This is a genomic window from Burkholderia sp. AU18528 (assembly GCF_002223215.2).
GTDB classification, from domain to species: Bacteria; Pseudomonadota; Gammaproteobacteria; order Burkholderiales; family Burkholderiaceae; genus Burkholderia; species Burkholderia semiarida.
The window spans coordinates 1975305-1992844 of record NZ_NKFC02000006.1; the positions used below are offsets into that span (position 1 = coordinate 1975305).

General features: G+C 66.8%; 15 protein-coding genes. 2 read left to right on the top strand and 13 right to left on the bottom strand.

Going from position 1 to position 17540, the window contains the following annotated elements; all coding sequences use genetic code 11:
• The first annotated feature begins 155 nt into the window (after positions 1 to 155).
• Positions 156 to 1040: a formyltetrahydrofolate deformylase gene (gene purU, locus CFB52_RS25690; RefSeq protein WP_059584373.1), complete on the top strand. Its 885-nt coding sequence runs from the start codon at positions 156 to 158 to the stop codon at positions 1038 to 1040.
• Positions 1041 to 1062: 22 nt separating this feature from the next.
• Here purU and CFB52_RS34795 read toward each other — a convergent pair whose 3' ends face one another.
• The 6 genes from CFB52_RS34795 to CFB52_RS25720 all read right to left on the bottom strand — a co-directional run bounded on the left by CFB52_RS34795 (position 1063) and on the right by CFB52_RS25720 (position 6800).
• Positions 1063 to 1215, bottom strand: a complete 153-nt coding sequence (locus tag CFB52_RS34795) for a hypothetical protein (protein WP_180278258.1) — start codon at positions 1213 to 1215, stop codon at positions 1063 to 1065.
• Complete coding sequence (locus CFB52_RS25700) at positions 1212 to 2105, bottom strand: sugar phosphate isomerase/epimerase (protein ID WP_060012028.1); 894 nt, start codon at positions 2103 to 2105, stop codon at positions 1212 to 1214. Before CFB52_RS25700 ends, CFB52_RS34795 begins: the two co-directional genes overlap by 4 nt.
• Positions 2102 to 3160 carry an ABC transporter permease gene (locus tag CFB52_RS25705; RefSeq protein ID WP_180278259.1) on the bottom strand — a complete coding sequence of 353 codons (1059 nt, stop codon included), beginning with the start codon at positions 3158 to 3160 and terminating at the stop codon, positions 2102 to 2104. Before CFB52_RS25705 ends, CFB52_RS25700 begins: the two co-directional genes overlap by 4 nt.
• Positions 3161 to 3162: 2 nt before the next feature.
• Positions 3163 to 4170, bottom strand: coding sequence for an ABC transporter permease (locus CFB52_RS25710; protein WP_060011956.1), 1008 nt, complete (start codon positions 4168 to 4170; stop codon positions 3163 to 3165).
• Positions 4163 to 5722 carry a sugar ABC transporter ATP-binding protein gene (locus CFB52_RS25715; RefSeq protein WP_060011957.1) on the bottom strand — a complete coding sequence of 520 codons (1560 nt, stop codon included), beginning with the start codon at positions 5720 to 5722 and terminating at the stop codon, positions 4163 to 4165. Before CFB52_RS25715 ends, CFB52_RS25710 begins: the two co-directional genes overlap by 8 nt.
• Before the next feature lie 85 nt (positions 5723 to 5807).
• A complete protein-coding gene (locus tag CFB52_RS25720; protein WP_059643225.1) occupies positions 5808 to 6800 on the bottom strand; it encodes a substrate-binding domain-containing protein in 993 nt (330 codons plus the stop codon).
• A 212-nt stretch (positions 6801 to 7012) separates the two neighbouring features.
• Between CFB52_RS25720 and CFB52_RS25725 the strand changes: the two genes are divergently transcribed.
• Positions 7013 to 8086, top strand: a complete 1074-nt coding sequence (locus CFB52_RS25725) for a LacI family DNA-binding transcriptional regulator (protein WP_099317782.1) — start codon at positions 7013 to 7015, stop codon at positions 8084 to 8086.
• 136 nt (positions 8087 to 8222) lie between these two features.
• Here CFB52_RS25725 and CFB52_RS25730 read toward each other — a convergent pair whose 3' ends face one another.
• The 7 genes from CFB52_RS25730 to CFB52_RS25765 form a co-directional block, all read right to left on the bottom strand.
• Complete coding sequence (locus CFB52_RS25730; protein ID WP_060011959.1) at positions 8223 to 9878, bottom strand: APC family permease; 1656 nt, start codon at positions 9876 to 9878, stop codon at positions 8223 to 8225.
• A gap of 226 nt (positions 9879 to 10104) precedes the next feature.
• On the bottom strand, positions 10105 to 10968 hold the full coding sequence (locus tag CFB52_RS25735) for a glycine betaine ABC transporter substrate-binding protein (protein ID WP_059642386.1): 864 nt from the start codon (positions 10966 to 10968) through the stop codon (positions 10105 to 10107).
• A 133-nt stretch (positions 10969 to 11101) separates the two neighbouring features.
• On the bottom strand, positions 11102 to 12250 hold the full coding sequence (locus tag CFB52_RS25745; RefSeq protein ID WP_059583194.1) for a hybrid-cluster NAD(P)-dependent oxidoreductase: 1149 nt from the start codon (positions 12248 to 12250) through the stop codon (positions 11102 to 11104).
• A gap of 113 nt (positions 12251 to 12363) precedes the next feature.
• A complete protein-coding gene (locus tag CFB52_RS25750) occupies positions 12364 to 13605 on the bottom strand; it encodes an SRPBCC family protein (RefSeq protein ID WP_059583196.1) in 1242 nt (413 codons plus the stop codon).
• A gap of 52 nt (positions 13606 to 13657) precedes the next feature.
• Entirely contained in the window at positions 13658 to 14443 is a 786-nt protein-coding gene (locus tag CFB52_RS25755; RefSeq protein WP_059583197.1) for an electron transfer flavoprotein subunit beta/FixA family protein, read from the bottom strand.
• A complete protein-coding gene (locus CFB52_RS25760) occupies positions 14440 to 15609 on the bottom strand; it encodes an electron transfer flavoprotein subunit alpha/FixB family protein (protein WP_099317943.1) in 1170 nt (389 codons plus the stop codon). Before CFB52_RS25760 ends, CFB52_RS25755 begins: the two co-directional genes overlap by 4 nt.
• Positions 15610 to 15613: 4 nt before the next feature.
• Positions 15614 to 17539 carry a (Fe-S)-binding protein gene (locus tag CFB52_RS25765; protein WP_059642375.1) on the bottom strand — a complete coding sequence of 642 codons (1926 nt, stop codon included), beginning with the start codon at positions 17537 to 17539 and terminating at the stop codon, positions 15614 to 15616.
• Between the last annotated feature and the right edge of the window lies 1 nt (position 17540).

The following is a 17540-nucleotide window of genomic DNA, read 5'->3' on the forward strand; positions in this document are numbered from 1 at the left end:
CCCGCCCGCTGGCGCACCGATACCAGCCACACGGCGCGTTGGTTCTATCCGCCGCGAAATCGTCCTGATTTACTTGAGCCTCCCGCTACCCACGCGGCGCGGCGCTGTCGTGCGCCGCCGCGCGGCCGTACGCCCCCTGCCATCCGAGGAGTCTCATGACCGCCGAGCACCGCCCCGATCAATTCGTCCTGACACTCTCGTGCCCGAGCGCGGCCGGTCAGGTCGCCGCCGTCGTCGGCTTTCTCGATCGCCATCGCTGCTATGTCGATGCGCTGAACGTGTTCGACGACGATCTCAGCAACCGCTTCTTCGTGCGCTGCGTCTTTCATCCGACGGATGAGACGTTGCAGATCGACGCGCTGCGCCAGGAATTCGCGCCGATCGCGGCCGGACTCGCCGGCCACGATGGCGGCATCCAGTGGGCGATCCACGATGTCAACGCGCGGCCGAAGGTGCTGATCATGGTGTCGAAGCTCGAGCACTGCCTCGCGGATCTACTGTTCCGCTGGCGCATGGGTGAGCTGAAGATGGACATCGTCGGCATCGTGTCGAACCACCCCGACTTCGAGCCGCTCGCCGCGCAGCATGGATTGCCGTTCCGGCACTTCCCGATCACGGCGGAGACCAAGGCGCAGCAGGAAGCGCAATGGCTCGACTTCTTCGAATCGAGCGGCGCCGAGCTCGTGATCCTCGCGCGCTACATGCAGGTGCTGTCGCAGGAGACGAGCGCGAAACTCGCGAACCGCGCGATCAACATCCATCACTCGTTCCTGCCCGGCTTCAAGGGCGCGAAGCCGTATCACCAGGCGCATGCGCGCGGCGTGAAGCTGATCGGCGCGACCGCGCACTTCGTGACCGACGATCTCGACGAAGGCCCGATCATCGAGCAGGTCGTCGAGCGTGTCGATCATGCGCTGCGGCCGGAGCAACTGCTTGCGGTGGGGCGCGATGTCGAATCGCTGACGCTCGCGCGCGCGGTGAAGGCGTTCATCGAGCGGCGGGTGTTTCTGAACGGCGACCGGACGGTGGTGTTTTCGTAAACGGGCGCCGCGCCGGCCTCTATCAGGCGTTGCCCGCCAGGAAATCGGCGGGAAGGCTGTGCGCCAGCACCCTGTCGACATTGATCAGATCGTTGCCGTCCAGCTTCGCGCGCAGCAGGCGTGCGGCCAACGCCTCGCGGTCGATGTGTCGCGCGCCCGTCGACGCGCCGCTCATGGCAGACGGCTCCGCTCGGCCTGCTTCAGTGCCTCGCGCGCGGACTTGAGCTGCACGCGCGTGAAGGTCAGCGCGTGCGCGGCGAGATCGTGGCTGTCTTCCCACAGGTTGCGCCAGATCGCGAGGATGCCTTCGAGCGGCTGGCCGACGACGCGCGACGAAAAACTCTCGAACGTGATCGGCCCCGTGTAGCCGCTGAACACCAGCGCGCGGAACACCGCGGTGAAATCGACGTTGCCCGATCCGAGATACCCGCGATGCGAATCGCCGACATGCACGTAGCCGAGATGCTCGCCCGTATCGCGGATCGCCGACGTCACGTCCGACTCCTCGATATGCATGTGATACGTGTCGAGATGCACCTTCACGTTCGGCCGCGCGATGCGTCGGCACAGCTCGACACCCTGCGACGCGGTGTTGAGCACGTTCGACTCGTAGCGATTGACGACCTCGAGCCCGAGCGTGATGCCGCTTTGCGCGGCCATGTCGGCCACCTGCGCGAGGATGTCCGCGGACATCGCGACGCCGGCAGCCGTCGTCGGCGTGACATTCTTCTGGAACGCCGAATACAGGATCCCGCATACGTGCGTCGCGCCGCAATCGCGCGCGACACGCAGCGCGGCCTCGAGTTTTTGCTTGCCGCGCGCGGCCTTCTGCACGTCGCCGCTCGAAATGTCGGATTCCGCGTCTAGCCCGAGCGAGAACGTGATGCCGAGGCCGGATCGTTCGAGTTCGCGCCGCGTGAATTCGGCATCGATCGAATCGGGATCGAGCGCGGGCACCTCAATGAAATCGAAGCCCGTCTCGGCCGTGTTCGCGATCGCGCGCACGCACGCGTCGCGGCTCCAGCCGGCTTCCCACACCAGTGCATGTACGCCAAGCTTGTTCATTTCGTCTCCTTCCGTTGAGGGGGTTCGAGGGCGCCGAGCGCAGGCGCCGCACTTGAACTGGGCCTGCGCGGCCGCGACGCATGCCGCGCCCATGCCCAGCGCACCAGCATCACCGCGAGCAGGAACGCGCCCCACAGCGCGGTCGCGAGATGCTGGCTCGCACCGAGCAGGTTGAGGCCCGATGCGATCACCTGCAGGATCACGAGCGCGATCACGACCGGCGCGACGCGACCGAAGCCGCCGAACGGATCGACACGCCCGAGAAAGCAGGCAAGCACCGAGATCAGCAGGAACGCCTCGCCGTGGCCGACACGCACCGAGTTGAAGCGCGACAGCATCACGACGCCGGCGACGCCGCACATCAGCCCCGACAGCATGTAGATGCGCGTGATCGCGCGCGTGGTCGAGATGCCCGAGTAGCGCGTCGCCTCCGCGTTCGAGCCGATCATCCGCGTGACGAAGCCGAGCCGCGAATACGTCATCACGATGTGCCACAGCAGCGCGCAGCCCGCGAAGATCCACAGCGGCACCGGCACGCCGAGCCACAGCCCGTTGCCCATCGCACGCACGACCGGCGGGAACCCGGAAATGTCGCCGCCGCGCGTCAGGAATTCGCCAAGGCCGCGCAGGAAGATCATCGCCGACAGCGACACGAGGATCGGGCTCGCGCCCGTCCAGGCGATCACCGCGCCGATCAGCCAGCCAGCCGCGGCGCCCGTCGCGAGCGCCGCCGCGATGCCGAGCGCGACCGCTGCGATGCCGGCCTCCGGGCCGCCGTGCGACTGGATCACCCACGCCATCGCGAGCCCCGCGATGTTCGCGGTGAACGTAACGGCGAGATTGAAGCCGCCGGACACCAGCGGCATCAGCATCGCGAGCGTGAACAGCCCGAGCTCGGGAAGCTGGAACGCGATCGACACGAAGGTTCCGTCCGTGAGGAAGCGATCCGATGCCAGGCTCATCGCCACGACGACGCAGGCAAGGAAGCCGAGCAGGCCGGCCACGTCGGCCGGCACGGACAGCACTGCCAGGCGCCGGGATTGCCCATGTTTCATGATCATGCCCTCGCACGCGGCGACAGGAAGCGCGAGCCGGCCAGCCGGGCGACGCCGTCGCTCGACACGGTGATCGCAATCAGGATGACGGCGCCGACGATCATCTTGAACGCATACGGCGACACGCCGAGCAGGTTGAGCCCGTTCGCGGTAATCGATACGAGCAGGATGCCGAGGATTGCGCCGAGCACGGAGCCACGCCCGCCGCCGAGCCGCGCGCAGCCCAGCACGACGGCCGCGAGCACGTCCAGTTCGCGGCCGTACAGCGCATTCGGCACGACCTCCTGCACGTAGTGCGCCTGCATCAGCCCGGCGATGCCCGCCATCATCCCGAGCCAGCCGTATGCGACGTAATGCATCGTCGCGACATCGATGCCGACGCGCCGTGCGGCTTCCGGGTTGTCGCCCGTTGCGTAGAGCTGACGACCGAGCGTCGTGCGGCGCAACAGGAACCACGTCGCGACGACGGCGATGGCCATCACCGCGACCGGCAGCCCGAGCGACGCGACGCCTCCCGTCGTTTCGACCTGCACGATCGCGATGCGATTCATCCACCAGTCCGGCAGGTCGTAGATCGACACGCCGCCCGTCACGAACATCAGCCCGCCGAAGAAGATATTGAAGGTCGCGATCGTCGCGACGATCGACACGACGCGGAACCGGTAAATGATCGTCGCATTCACCGCGCCGAGCAGGATGCCGAAGCCGGCAGCGAACGCGAAGCCGAGCGCCCAGTTGCCGCCGCCGAGCCGCATGAGCGACAGCGCGGCGAGGTATTGCACCACCGACGCGCCGACCGCGAACGAGATGTCGATGCCGCCCGCGATCAGCACGATCAGCAGCCCGACCGCGAAGATGATGTTGACCGCGCTCTGGTTGAGCAGGTCGAACAGGTTGGACAGCGTCAGGAAGGTCGGCGTCGCGAAGCCGAGGCCGACCGCCATCGCGACGATCACGGCGAGCAGCCACGCTTCGCTCGCGCCGATGCCGAAGGGTTGCAGGTTACGCATGAACGTCTCGCTCGATGTGGTCGATCGGCTCGCGGCCCGGCACGTATTCGGCGACGATCCGGCCGTCGCGCATGTGCAGGATACGGTCCGCGTTGAAGTAGACCTCGGGAATCTCGTCGGAAATCAGCACGATCGCCATCCCTTCCGACGCGAGCCGGTGAACGATCGCGAAGATGCCGGCGCGCGCGCCGACGTCGACGCCGACCGTCGGCGAATCGAGGATCAGCAGCTTCGGCTTCGTCGCGAGCCATTTCGCGAGCACGATGCGCTGCTGGTTGCCGCCCGACAGCGTCGATACCGCGTCGTCGGGACCGCCGATCTTCACCGCGAGCCGCGCGACCCAGTCGCGAATCAGCGCGTCGCGCCGCCGCGGCGAAATCAGACCCGTCGCGCCAAGCAAGCTGTCGAGTACCGCGATCGCGGTGTTGTCGCCGATCGATTGCGGCTGCACCAGCCCCAGTTGCAGGCGGTCCTCCGACACATAGGCGATGCCGGCGCGAATCGCGTCGCGGTTGGAGCGCAGCGACAGCGGCCGACCGTCGAGCGTGATCGTGCCGGCATCCGGTCGCGTCATTCCGAACAGCGACAGCGCCAACTCGGTGCGCCCGGCGCCGAGCCGCCCCGTCAGGCCGAGGATTTCGCCGCGCCTCACCTCGAACGACACCGCATCGTATTCGCCGCGCCGCGACAGTCCGTCGACACGCAGCATGGCCGGTGCGGTCGACAGGTCGGTCGTGCGCACCGCGTAGTCGAAGGTGCGTCCCGTCATCAGTTCGGTGAGCCGCGTCTGCGTCATCCCGGCCGTCGGAAACGTGCCGACATGACGACCGTCGCGTATCACCGTCACGCGCGCGCAGACGTCGAGCACTTCCGCGAGCCGATGACTGACGAACACCACCGCGATGCCGTCGGCCGACAGGCGGCGCACGATCGCAAGCAGCGCCTGCGTCTCGGCGTGACTGAGCGACGCGGTAGGTTCGTCCATGAACACGAGGCGCGCCTGCGCCACGAGCGCGCGTGCGATCGCGACGACCTGCCGCTGCGCGATCGTGAGCGTGCGCACCGGCCTGTCGAGATTGAGCTCGACGCCGAGCCGCGCGAGAATCTGCCGCGCGGCCGTCTTCATCCGCCCGTAGTGAACCAGCCGCGGACGCGCGCCGAGGTTCTGCTCGAACGCGATGTTCTCGGCGACCGTCATCTCGGGAAACAGCGCGAGGTCCTGCCAGATCACCTGGATGCCGAGCGCGCGCGCCCGCATGGGATCGAGATCGACCGCCGGTTTGCCGTCGAAGCGGATCACCGCGCCGGGTTCCGGACGATGGACACCGCTCACGATCTTGATCAGCGTGCTCTTGCCGCAGCCGTTCTCGCCGGCCAGGCACAGCACTTCGCCCGGCATCACGTCGAAACGCACCTGCTGCAGCGCCTGCACGCCGCCGAACGTCTTCGACACGTTGTCGAGCTCGAGCAGCGGCGCGCCGGCCGCGCACGCGGCCGATGGCCTGACCGACCGGCCGGACGCCGCGGCTTCGCGGGAATGGGCAGACATCATCGCTATGCTCCGTTAGGGCCTGCAATCGAACATCGGGCGAGTGGAACGACCGCGTCACATGACGCGTCGCGCCGGGGTGCGTCGCTCACAGCCCCTGCTTCGCGAGATCGTCGACGGTCTTCGCGTTCAGCTCGACGAGCTGGTTCACGATCAGGTTGTGGCCGTCCGGATGCACGACGCCGAGCCCCGGAATCGTCGTGCCGTCCTTGACCGGCTGCCCCTTCGCGAGCATCGTGCCGAGCGTGACGAACACCTCGCCGGCCTGCGCCGGATTCCACATGTAGCCGCCGCTCAGCACGCCGTCGTGCACGAGGCGCCTGCCTTGCCCCGGGGAAAACGGCCCGAGCACGATCACCTTGCCCTTCGCCTGCCGCTCGGCAACCGCGCGCGCGGCGCCGATCGGCCCCTGACTGCCGAACGCGAGGATCGCCTTCAGGTCCGGATGCGCGCGCATCAGGTCGAGCGCGGTCTTGCGCGAAGCGTCCACATCCTCGGCCACGCCGTAGCGGTCGCCCACGAGCTTCATGCCCGGATAGTTGGCCTTCAGGTAAGCGATCGCGGCATCGGCCCATGCGTTGTGCAGCGGTACCGTCAACGAGCCGACGAACACCGCGTATTCGCCCTTGCCGCCTACCGCGGCGGCGAGATTCTTCGCATACGCTTCGCCGAACCCCTTCGCGGACGCCAGCTCGAAATTCCAGTCCGTATTCTTTTGCTTCGGCGATTCGTGCGTGATGACCTTGATGCCAGCGGCCCGCGCGCGTTGCAGCACCGGCTCGAGCACCTCGGCATCGTTCGGCACCACGCCGATCACGTCGACCTTCTGCGCGATCAGGTCCTCGATCGCGCGCACCTGCAGCGCTGGATCCGCGCTGGTCGGCCCGACCATGAACGCCTTCACGCCGAGTTGCTCGGCGCGCTTCCGGATGCCCGCATCCATCGCGTTGAACCATGGAATGCCGCCGATCTTCACGACGACGCCGATCACCGGCTTGTCGGGCGACGCCGACGCGATACCGGTTGCGAGCGCGAACGCAGCCACGCCCGCGCATACCGTGCGCAAGAAGTTCACAGACATGTCTCCTCCATCCGAAGGCGACCGTCGCCGGGCTCTCGAGCCGCGACATGGCGGTCAGTTGCTAAATCCATTCAGCAAACTGTTTCATGTATGCTGAATCCATTTAGCTCCGACGGGAAGCATGGGAAAACCCTGATAGGGAATCGCGTCCCGAAACGCATACCGTCGGCATCATCAGGACCAGAACGCACTCGAGGGGAGCAACGACGCAGATGGCCCGCACGACTACCGGACGCAAGTCCACGATCTACGACATCGCGAAGGCGACCGGCGCATCCACGTCCACGGTCAGCATGGTGCTGAACGGTAACTGGGCGCGCTACCGGATCAGCGAGGAGACGGCCGCCCGCGTTCTCGACAGCGCCAAGACGCTCGGCTACAACGTCAACCTGAGCGCGCGCGGCCTGCGCCTGTCGCGTTCGGGGCTGGCGGGTATGGTCATCCCGCACTACCGCAACCGATTCTTCGCGGGGCTCGCGGAAACCTTCGAGGACGAGGCGCGCCGGCGCGGCCTGTGCCCGATCGTCGTCGGCACGCAGCGCGACCGGGACGTCGAACTGAACGTTACACAGACGCTGCTCGCGCAGCGCGTCGAGTTGCTGTTCATCGCTGGCGTACGCAATCCGGCTCCGCTCAACGCGCTGTGCGACGCGGCCGGCATACCGTCGATCAACGTCGACCTGCCGGGAGAAGGCGCGCCGTCGGTCGTGTCGGACAACCGCGCGGGCGCGCGGGCGCTGACCGACGTGCTGATCGACAAGATGATCGCGCGCGGCAATTCGGCAAACGAACTGATGCTGCTCGGCGGCATCGCCGGCGAATACGCGACGGAGATGCGCATCGCGGGCTTTCACGACGCGTTCGCCGCGCGCGGCCTGCCGCCGCCGCCGCACGACGCGATCGAGCGTTGCGGCTACGCGCCCGCCGCCGCGCGCGAGGCGCTCGCGCGACGCTACGAGACGCTCGGCCGGCTGCCTGCCGGCATGCTGACGAACTCGATCACGTCGTTCGAAGGGCTCGTCCGTTTCGCGTCGGAGTTGCCGTGGGATCTCTGGCAGCGCACGGCCGTCGGCTGCTTCGACTGGGATCCGTTCGCCGCGCGCTTGCCGTTCGACGTCACGATGCTGCGGCAGGACGTGCAGCGGCTGATTGCCGAAGCATTCGCACTGCTCGATACCAATGACGCCGAGAGCAGCGCGCCACATCCGGTCGTGATGGTGCCGACGCGTTTCATGCGCACGCTCGACGACGACATGCGCGCGAGCGACGAAGAGCCGGCCGGCTGACCACGCGCACGCGGCATGAAAAAAAACGCCCGACCGGCCTTGCGGCCAGCCGGGCGTTCTTCATTCAGGTCGCGCGACATCGCGACGCCGCGCCGAAACCGTGTGCGTGCGCTCCGGGCGAGCGAGTCTCAGGCGCTCACTTCACCCAAGCAAAGTAGTACGACAACCAGATCGTGAGCGCCGCGCCGATCAACGCCGCATACGGCATCAGGCTCAGCCACGGCGCGCGCTTCGGCACTTCGAGCTCCATGTCGCGCTGCATCTGCGCGGGGAATCGGCCGCGGTCCTGCCAGTAGTGGCGATACAGGAACACCGGCACGATCAGCAGCATCGCGATCAGCCCGTTACGCAACGTGCCCTCGCCCTGCAGGTTCGCGCCCGCGCCAACATAGACGAGGTTCGCATACCCGCAGATCGAGCCCGCGACGAGCAGCCACGTCGGGCAGCGGAACGGCCGATCCCAGTCGCCGCGATCCATCCGGTGTATCCAGCCCGACTGAAGATTCAGGAATACGAACAGCATGTAGCAGACGTTCGAGATCGACAGCACCGTCATGTAGTCCGACATCATCAGCAACACGAGGTTGAAGCCGAGGTCGGTCCACATCGCGCGCGTGGGCGAGCCGTGCTCGTTCACGTGCGACAGGTACTTCGGCAGCCAGCCGTCGACCGATGCCTGGTACAGCGTGCGCGACGAGCCCATCATCGACGTCATCACGATCAGCAGGATCGACAGCATCAGCATCACGACGACCGCATTCGCGACCCACGCGCCACCGCCGACGATCTTCGCCATCGCGGCTGCGACGCCGGTGCCGTCGCCGATCGCCGGATCGAGCATCGCCTGGGTGCCGAGCGCGCCCTGGAACGCCATCGGCACGAGCGTCATCACGACGAGGCACAGCGCGCCCGACCAGAAGATCGCCTTCGCGGTATCGCGCCGCGGATCGCGGAACTCACGCGTGTAGCAGACGGCCGTCTCGAAACCGTACGACGCCCAGCCGGCCATGAACATCGCGCCGAGCGCCATCGTCACGCCCTGCCCGTTCCATGAGCCGAAGGTCGCGGCCGTGAGGTTGCCCTGCGCGTCGTGACCGAGCGGCAGCAACGGGAGCAGGTTCGACATCGGCACGTCGCCGGTGACGAACGGCACGATGCCGACGATCAAGAGCGGCGTGAGCGACGCGATGCCGAGAATGCGCTGCGTACGCGCGGCCTTCGACGCACCGCTGTGCTGAAGCTTGAACGTGATGAGAAGCAGAATCGTCGCGATGATGAACGTCGCGTTGATCCGCAAAGACAGACCGGGCTTGATGAATCCGAGATCCGCAACCTTGAGCTGCCAGTGCAGCACCGCCGCATTGGCGGGAAAGAGACTCGTGAGCGCATAGCTTGCCGCGAGGCCGCAGCCGAGCGCGAGCATCGGCGACCACGCGAGCCAGTTGCACCACACGGACACCGGGGCAATCAGCTTGCTGTAACGGACCCAGCCGATCGCGCCATACACCGACGCACCGCCCGATTTATGCGGAAATAGCCCCGATATTTCCGCATAAGTCGCGCTTTGAACCAGCCCCATCGTGATCGCGGCGATCCAGATCGCCCACGCGGGCTGGCCGATCGTCGCGCATACGCCGCCGATCGTGAACAGCACGCCTGCCGGCACGCCGCTCGTTACCCAAAAAGCGTCTTTCCAGGTCAGGCCACGATGCAGCGTGTGGCCCGTCGAATCATGTGAGATGGTTGCCTCGACATCACTGGTGCGATTAGCACGCAGTCCTGCTTGACTCATCCAATTCCTCCTCTCGATCAGCGTAAGCGCTTCAACGTTTACGCTGCTCCGATACAAAGCGGGATGACTCCGCACAAGGGCGCTAGTGTAACAACTTACGCGCTTTTTTGCAGAATCCGAAAAAGAATTCCGGGATATGGCTGCATTTCACCCTCATTGTTTCGGATTCCTGCATGCCATTCCCGGCGTGTTGTTATGATGATTCGTACGGCGTATGCGGGGAGGCTTACTGCGCGCCTTCCGTCCACGCATTCACGCGGTCGGCATGCGCCGCGATCCACGCATCCGCGGCCGCTTCGGGCTTCGAGCCGTTCTGGATCGCCAGCATCACGCTGTCGATTTCACCCGGCTTCCACTGGAATTTCTTCAGGAACGCGACGACCGGCTTCGCCTTGGTTTCGAGGCCCGGATTCACGACGCTGTCGACGTGCTCGGCGCCGCCGAACACCTTCTTCGGATCCTCGAGGAAGCGCAGCTTCCACTTCGCGAACATCCAGTGCGGCGCCCAGCCGGTCACGATCACCGGCTTGTTCGCGCCGACCGAGCGCGACAACTCGGCCGTCATCGCGCTGCCCGAGCTCGGCATCAGCGTGTAGCTCAGCCCGTAGTTCTTGATCGCTTCGTCGGTCTTGCGCATCACGCCCGCACCGGCATCGATGCCGACGATGCGGCCGCCGAAGCTGCTCTTCTCGGCGTTCAGATCGTCGATGCTCTTCGCCTTCACGTAATCGGGGACGATCAGGCCGATCTTCGCGTCGGGAAAGTTCGCGCCGAGGTCGACGACCTTGCTCTTGTATTCGCTCCAGTAGGAGCCGTGCGTGACCGGCAGCCATGCGGACAACGTCGCATCGAGATCGCCGCGTGCGACGCCCTGCCACATGATCCCGGCGGCGACCGGCACGAGCTTCACCTCGTAGCCGAGCTTCTTCTCGATCACGCGCGCGGCGACGTTCGACGTCGCGACGCTGTCATCCCAGCCTTCGACGTAACCGATTTTCAGCGTCGGCTTCGTATCGGCGAGCGCCGATGCGCTCAGTGCCGCCATCGCCGACAGTGCGCCGGCCCAAAACAGTTTTCCGAACAATTTCATGGTCGATCTCCTTGGTCTGCGCACCGTGCGCGTTGTCTCTCTAGGTTCTTCAACCACAAATCCGCGGTATCGTTGTTTTCCGACAGATGCTTGTCCGGACGCGACGCGCCCGGACAGCCGATGGCGCCTGCGACTACTTGTCGATCACGAGATCCGACAGCGGCTTGCTGCAGCACAGCAGCACCATCCCCTGATCGATCTCGCGCTGGCGGATGCCGCCGTTGTGTTTCATCTCGACCTGCCCCGACACGAGCTTCACCTTGCACGTACCGCACATGCCCTGCGTGCACGATGCCGGCAGCCGCACGCCCGACTGGCGCGCCGCGTCGAGCACGTGCTGCTCCGAGCCGCACGAAATCTCGCGATTGCTCTTCGCGAAGCTGACCGTGTACTGCTTCGTGCCGGCGGCGTCGCCTTCGGCCGGCGGCGCGAGATCGGCCAGCAGCTCGTCGCTCGCGGTCTGCGCGAGCGTCTCGAACGAGAAGCTTTCCTCGTGATACTGCTTGCGATCGAAGCCGGCTTCGTCGAGCAGGTCGCGCACCGCCTTCATGTACGGTGCGGGGCCGCACGTGAAGATTTCGCGTTCCATGAAATCCGGCGCGATCAGCTTCAGCAGCGGCAGCGTCAGGAAGCCGGTGACGCCCGGCCAGTTGGTGCGTGCGCCGACGCGCTCGACGACGAACGACGTGCGGAAATTCGTGTGGTTCGACGCGATCAGGTCGAGCTCGCGCGCGAAGATGATGTCGTCCGGCGTGCGTGCGCTGTGCACGAACAGGATGTCGCGATCTTCCGCGAGATCATGGTGTGCACGGCTCATCGACATCAGCGGCGTGATGCCCGAGCCGGCCGACAGGAACAGGTACTTGCGTGCCGGATGCCTTGCACACGTGAATTCGCCGGCCGGGCCGAGCACGCGCACCGACGCGCCCGGCTGCAGGTTGTCGTGCAGCCAGTTCGACACCTTGCCGCCCGGCACGCGCTTCACCGTGATCGACACCGTGTGCGGCCGCGCCGGCGACGACGAGATCGTGTAGCAGCGGTTGATCGTTTCGCCGTCGATGTCGAGCTCGAGCGTGAGGAACTGCCCGGGCTCGAACGAAAACGTGCGGCCCTGCGGCGAACGGAAGAAGAAACTCTTCACGTCGTGCGTTTCCTGCCGCACGTGGCAGCACACCAGCGTTTCCTCGACGTCGCTCGTCCAGCGCTCGGGCAGCGCGTTCCAGAACGCCGGGCGCGTCACCCGGCTGTCCGCCGGCTCGAAATTGGCCGCATCTCGCATCATGTCAGCCTCCGCAGGGCCGCCCCAAGGAGGCTGACCGCCCCCGCGGGGGGCAGTGAACGAAGTGAACGTGAGGGTCGTTTCATCAGTTGCTCCGCTTGCTGTTCCGCTGACGACTACGCGCCGGTTTGTTCGGCGAGCCGGCCGATGTACCAGGCCGAGAATTTTTCGACGAGACCTTCCGTGTACGGCGAATACGGGCCCGGCTCGTACGCGCTGCTGGTCGCGCCGCGCTGCGAGAATTCGACGAGCGCGCGATCCTGGTCGTTGGTCGCGTTCCACACGGCCGTGAGGTTCTTCACGTCGTAGTCGATGCCTTCCTTCGCGTCCTTGTGCACGAGCCACTTCGTGCGCACGAGCGTCTTGCCGGCCGACAGCGGGATCACCGAGAACGTCACGATGTGATCGCTCATGAAGTGGTGCCACGAGTTCGGCTGCGTCCAGAACGACAGCCCGCCGAGGTCGGCCTTGTCGAAGCCGCCGAGCAGCTTCTTCGACGCGACCTTCGCGTCGAGCGTCTGCGATTCGCCGTGGCGGTCGAGCGGCAGGCGCTGCGTGCGGAAACCCGTCACGTCGAGCAGCTTTTCGATTTCGGCGGACGGCAGGCCCATCTCCGCCCACTCCTTGCCGCGGCGCACGCAGGTCTCGGCGAAAGCGTCCATGCCTTCGGCGTTCGCGTCGGAACGCTGGTAGCCGAAGCCGTATTCGTACAGCGAGATCGTCAGCTCCGGATGGTTCGCGACGCAGTGATAGCACTCGCGGTTGTTCTCCATCGTGAGCTTCCAGTTGCCTTCCTCGATGATGTCGATCTGCGCGGCGATCTTCGTGTTCGGCAGATCGTGCGGCAGCAGGTACGGTTCCATCTCGGCGCGCATCTGCGCGAAATCGACGGGCGGCTCGTCGGCGAGGCAGATGAAGATCAGGCCCGCGAGGTTCTCGACGTGCACCGACTTCAGGCTGTGCTTGCAACGGTCGAACTTCTCGCCCATGTGCTCGGCGAACATCAGTTGGCCCGTCAGGTTGTAGGTCCAGCTGTGGTACGGGCACACGATGTTGCCGACCGAGCCTTTATCTTCGTTGCACAGGCGCGCGCCGCGGTGACGGCACACGTTGTGGAACGCGCGGATCGCCATGTCGTCGTCGCGCACGATCAGGATCGAATCGTTGCCCAACTGCACGGTCACGTAATCGCCCGGCTCGGGAATGTCCGGTTCGATCGCCACCTGGATCCAGTGCTGGCGGAAAATCGCCTCCATGTCGAGCGCGAAAATGTCCTCGCTCGTGTAGAACGGCGCTTCGAGGCTGTAGCCTGCCTTGCGGCGTTCGATCAATGCACGAATGTCTGCCGATACTTTCATCGTTTGCTCCGGATTCCTTGCATCCCTGGGTTCTTGCCGACAGGCATCAAAATCAGTAGTCGATGAGCTGATGCTCGCGCAAATACGCAAGGATCACTTGTGCTTTTTCGACCGAACTCCCTTCATTTACGACGTTGCCGCCGCGGCTTTCTGTCGTCGTCGCGGACAGCATCCGGGCATGCCCGGAGCGCTTCTCGGCGGCGACCAGTTTTACGGGTTTACGCTCGACCGGGCCGACCGTCCACGCGGTCGCGTCGGCGTCCGCGCCGCTCGCCGCGAGCGCCGGCCGGATCGCGCCGGCGCGCAGCCGCGCATAGGCATAGCGCGGCTCGACACCGGCGAGCGGATGGACGGCCACGACGGCCGGCAGCGCCGCGTCGACACGCCGCCGCAGCCCTTTCGGCAAAAATTGCCGGACTGCCACGCGACCGCCATCGACCGTCACGTCGACGGCCGAGCCGACGAGCGGATAGCCGAGCGCCGCGGCGACGCGGTACGGCAGCATCCCGGTGTCGTACGCGCCCTCGGCGCGCGTGCCGGTCAGCACGAGGTCGTAGCCTTCGATGCGCGCGGCGAGCGCGTGCACGGCATCGTCGCCGTCTCGGCAGGCCAGCACTTCGACCTCCCGCGCGCCGAGCGCCAGATACTCGGCGAGCGCGGCGTTGGCGGGGTCGCCCGCGTGGATCACGTCGAGCGTCGCGCGATGTTTTTCCGCGAGCTGGCGGCCGGTTTCGAGTGCGGCCGCATCGTTGCGGCTGTAGCGCGCGACGCCGCTGACCGGATGCCGGCCGACGGACACGAGCACCGCGATGCGTTGCAAGGGGCGAGGGGCATTCATGCGGCGACTCCTTCGGGTTCACGGGTACCGACCGCGGCCGGCGATTCGCCGCGCGCGGCCCGCGCGGCCTGGACCTGTTCGATCAGCGCGGCGATCGTCGCCTGCGCGTCGCCGACCACCGTCAGGTTCGCGCGCTTCGCGATCGGCGCGCTGCCGTCGAGGTTCACCGCGATCACGTGGCGGCAATCCTTGATCCCCTGCAAATGCTGCACCGCGCCCGAGATGCCAAACGCGATGTACACGCTCGCCTCGACCGTCTTGCCGGTCGCGCCGACCTGCTTGTCGCGCGTGAAGTGGCCGTTGTCGACCGCGACGCGGCTCGCGCCGATCGCCGCGCCGAACACGCCGGCCAGCCGCTCGAACGCAGCGATGTCGGACACGCCGTTGCCGGCCGACACGATGAAATCGGCTTCCTCGAGCGCGACCTGGGCCGCATCGATTTCGTCGAGGCCGAGATCGCGGTACGGCTGCGCGGCGTCATGCGCCGGGCGGATGAAATCGGCAGCCACGCGTTCGCCGGCGCCGACGAACGGCAGCTTCGCCTCCACCGCGTTCTGCGCGAGCAGGATCACGTCGGGCAGCGCACGGGTCGCGAACGCGCGCCCGGCCTGCGCGTACGCGCCCACGTGCTTCGCGTCGATCTCGACGACGTGGGTCGCGACGCTCGCGCCGGCCGCCGCCGCGTAACGGCGGCCGAGATCGCCGTCACCGGTCGCGTTGTCGGGCACGAACACATGCTTCGGGGCGAGCGCGGCCACACAGGCCTGCAATGCTTGCAGTTCGCTTTCGGGATCGAACGCGCGGCGATCGAAGCCGGTCAGCTCGAGCAGCTTGTCGACACCCAGTTCGGCCACGTCGTCCTTGATTTCGCCGAACGCGAGCAGCGCGACTTCGGTCTGCGCATCGGCGAGCACGGCCGCGGCGGCGATCGCCTGCCGCGAATGGTCGTCGAGCGCGCCGCGTTCGCCATGGGCGACCACCAGCATCACGTGCTTCGGATCCTGCAGCGCACGGCGCGGCTTCGCCGCCGCGGCGCCATGACCGTGCGCGGACCACTGCGCGGCGTTCGCATCGGCGCTGCCTTCCTCGCCGAGCGTGATGCGTTTCAGGCCGGCGGCCGTGATGATGAACGGCCGGCGCGGATCGATTCGTTTGATCGTATTCATCGATTCACTCCAGCGAGGCGGCGACGAGTTCGGCGACGTCGAGCACATCGGGGCGCGGGCCCACGACGCCTTCGAGCATGGCCGTGCAGTTCGGGCACGCAACCGCGACCACGTCCGCGCCGATCGTGCGTGCGTCGGCGATGCGGATGTCCGGAATGCGCTGCTTGCCGGGGATGTCGGTGAGCGGCGCGCCGCCGCCACCGCCGCAGCAGCGGCCGCGCATGCCGTTGCGCTCCATCTCGACGACCTGGATGCCGATCGTCTTCAGCAGCTTGCGCGGTGCTTCCGTCTCGCCGTTGTAGCGGCCGAGGTAGCACGGGTCGTGATACGTGGTGCGCTTCTCCTGCAGCGCCTCGACCGCCTTCGGCGCGATCTTGCCGCTGTCGGCCAGTTCGGCCAGATACGTCGTGTGATGCTTGACCGTCACGCGCAGCCCGAGCGCACGGTATTCGTTGCGCAGGCTGTGCATCACGTGCGGGTCGGCCGTCACGATCTGCTTGTACGACAGCGTGCCGAGCGTGCCGATCAGGCGCTTCGCCATCTGCTGGAACGTCGCTTCGTCGCCGAGCCGGCGCGCGACGTCGCCCGTGTCGGTCTCGGTCGGGCCGAGCACCGCATAGTCGACGCCCGCCTTGTTCAGCACCTTCACGAACGCACGCAGCGTGCGCTGGTAGCGCATGTCGAACGCGCCTTCGCCCGCGACGAACAGCACGTCGACCGGCTTGCCGGGCTGCGCGACGGGTGCGCTCAGGTCGACCGACCAGTCGTAGCGCGCGGCCGTGTCGTAGCCGCCCATCGTGCCCGTCTCGCGCAGGTTCGCGAGTACTTCCTGGCCCTTGCCCGGCACCGTGCCGTGCACGAGCGTGCGGTTGCGGCGCATGTCGACGATCGCGTCGACGTGTTCGATCAGCATCGGGCATTCCTGCACGCACGCGCGGCAGGTGGTGCACGACCACAGCGTCTGTTCCTCGATCAGGCCCGACACGATCGGGCCGTTCGGCTCGCCGCGATGCTGGCCGACAGGCAGGCCCGGCGTCGGGCTGCCCGCGTACGCCGCATCGGTGCCGCCGGCCATCCCGACGACGAGATCCTGGATCAGCTTCTTCGGGTTCAGCGGCTGACCCGACGCGAACGCGGGGCATGCGGCTTCGCACTTGCCGCACTGCACGCATGCGTCGAAGCTCAGCAACTGGTTCCAGCGGAATTCGACCGGCTTCGCGACGCCGTACTCCTGATGGTCGATGTCCGGCAGCTTCAGCGCGGTCGGCGGCGTGGCCGTGCCGTTGCCGGTGAACGATTCGCGGGTGGCCGCGAAACGCTCCTGGCGCGGGTGGAACGCGAGGTGCAGCAGGCCGGCGATCGCATGCTTCATCGGGCCGCCTTTCGCCGCGCCGACCGTCATCGTGAACGCGCCGATGCCGATCAGCAGCGCGCAGAGCACCGCGAACGCACCCGACATCGCGCCGGTGGGCACCAGCATGAACAGCACGAGGCCGAGCGCGAACGAACCGAGCAGCCAGGGCAGCGTATTCCACGGGCCGCGCGACAGGCGCGCCGGCACGTTCTTCGCCGCGCGGCGACGCCACACGAACACCGCGCCGACCAGCATCGCGAGCGCCGCGAGGAAGATCAGCTTGTCGAGCCACGGCGAGTAGATCGCGAGGCCGTAGTTGACGAACACCAGCGCGAGCGCGCCGATCGCGCCGCCGGCGGTCGCGACGTGGGTCTTCGCGATGTACGGATCGCGGGCGACCACGTGGTGCAGGTCGACGAAATAACGCTTCGGAATCGCGAACAGGTTCGCGACGCCAAACGCGCCGGGCGCGGTGGCGCGGCCCAGACGCCAGTAGGACGAGCGCTTCGCGACCGCGAACGCGAGCCCCGCCACCGACAGCCACAACAAGGCGGTAATGAGGAAGGACGGATTCATC

Coding starts and splice junctions, on each gene's coding strand:
- purU (WP_059584373.1), top strand. CDS start 156: ATGACCGCCGAGCACCGCCCCGATCAATTCGTCCTGACACTCTCGTGC.
- CFB52_RS34795 (WP_180278258.1), bottom strand. CDS start 1,215: ATGAGCGGCGCGTCGACGGGCGCGCGACACATCGACCGCGAGGCGTTG.
- CFB52_RS25700 (WP_060012028.1), bottom strand. CDS start 2,105: ATGAACAAGCTTGGCGTACATGCACTGGTGTGGGAAGCCGGCTGGAGC.
- CFB52_RS25705 (WP_180278259.1), bottom strand. CDS start 3,160: ATGAAACATGGGCAATCCCGGCGCCTGGCAGTGCTGTCCGTGCCGGCC.
- CFB52_RS25710 (WP_060011956.1), bottom strand. CDS start 4,170: ATGCGTAACCTGCAACCCTTCGGCATCGGCGCGAGCGAAGCGTGGCTG.
- CFB52_RS25715 (WP_060011957.1), bottom strand. CDS start 5,722: ATGATGTCTGCCCATTCCCGCGAAGCCGCGGCGTCCGGCCGGTCGGTC.
- CFB52_RS25720 (WP_059643225.1), bottom strand. CDS start 6,800: ATGTCTGTGAACTTCTTGCGCACGGTATGCGCGGGCGTGGCTGCGTTC.
- CFB52_RS25725 (WP_099317782.1), top strand. CDS start 7,013: ATGGCCCGCACGACTACCGGACGCAAGTCCACGATCTACGACATCGCG.
- CFB52_RS25730 (WP_060011959.1), bottom strand. CDS start 9,878: ATGAGTCAAGCAGGACTGCGTGCTAATCGCACCAGTGATGTCGAGGCA.
- CFB52_RS25735 (WP_059642386.1), bottom strand. CDS start 10,968: ATGAAATTGTTCGGAAAACTGTTTTGGGCCGGCGCACTGTCGGCGATG.
- CFB52_RS25745 (WP_059583194.1), bottom strand. CDS start 12,250: ATGATGCGAGATGCGGCCAATTTCGAGCCGGCGGACAGCCGGGTGACG.
- CFB52_RS25750 (WP_059583196.1), bottom strand. CDS start 13,605: ATGAAAGTATCGGCAGACATTCGTGCATTGATCGAACGCCGCAAGGCA.
- CFB52_RS25755 (WP_059583197.1), bottom strand. CDS start 14,443: ATGAATGCCCCTCGCCCCTTGCAACGCATCGCGGTGCTCGTGTCCGTC.
- CFB52_RS25760 (WP_099317943.1), bottom strand. CDS start 15,609: ATGAATACGATCAAACGAATCGATCCGCGCCGGCCGTTCATCATCACG.
- CFB52_RS25765 (WP_059642375.1), bottom strand. CDS start 17,539: ATGAATCCGTCCTTCCTCATTACCGCCTTGTTGTGGCTGTCGGTGGCG.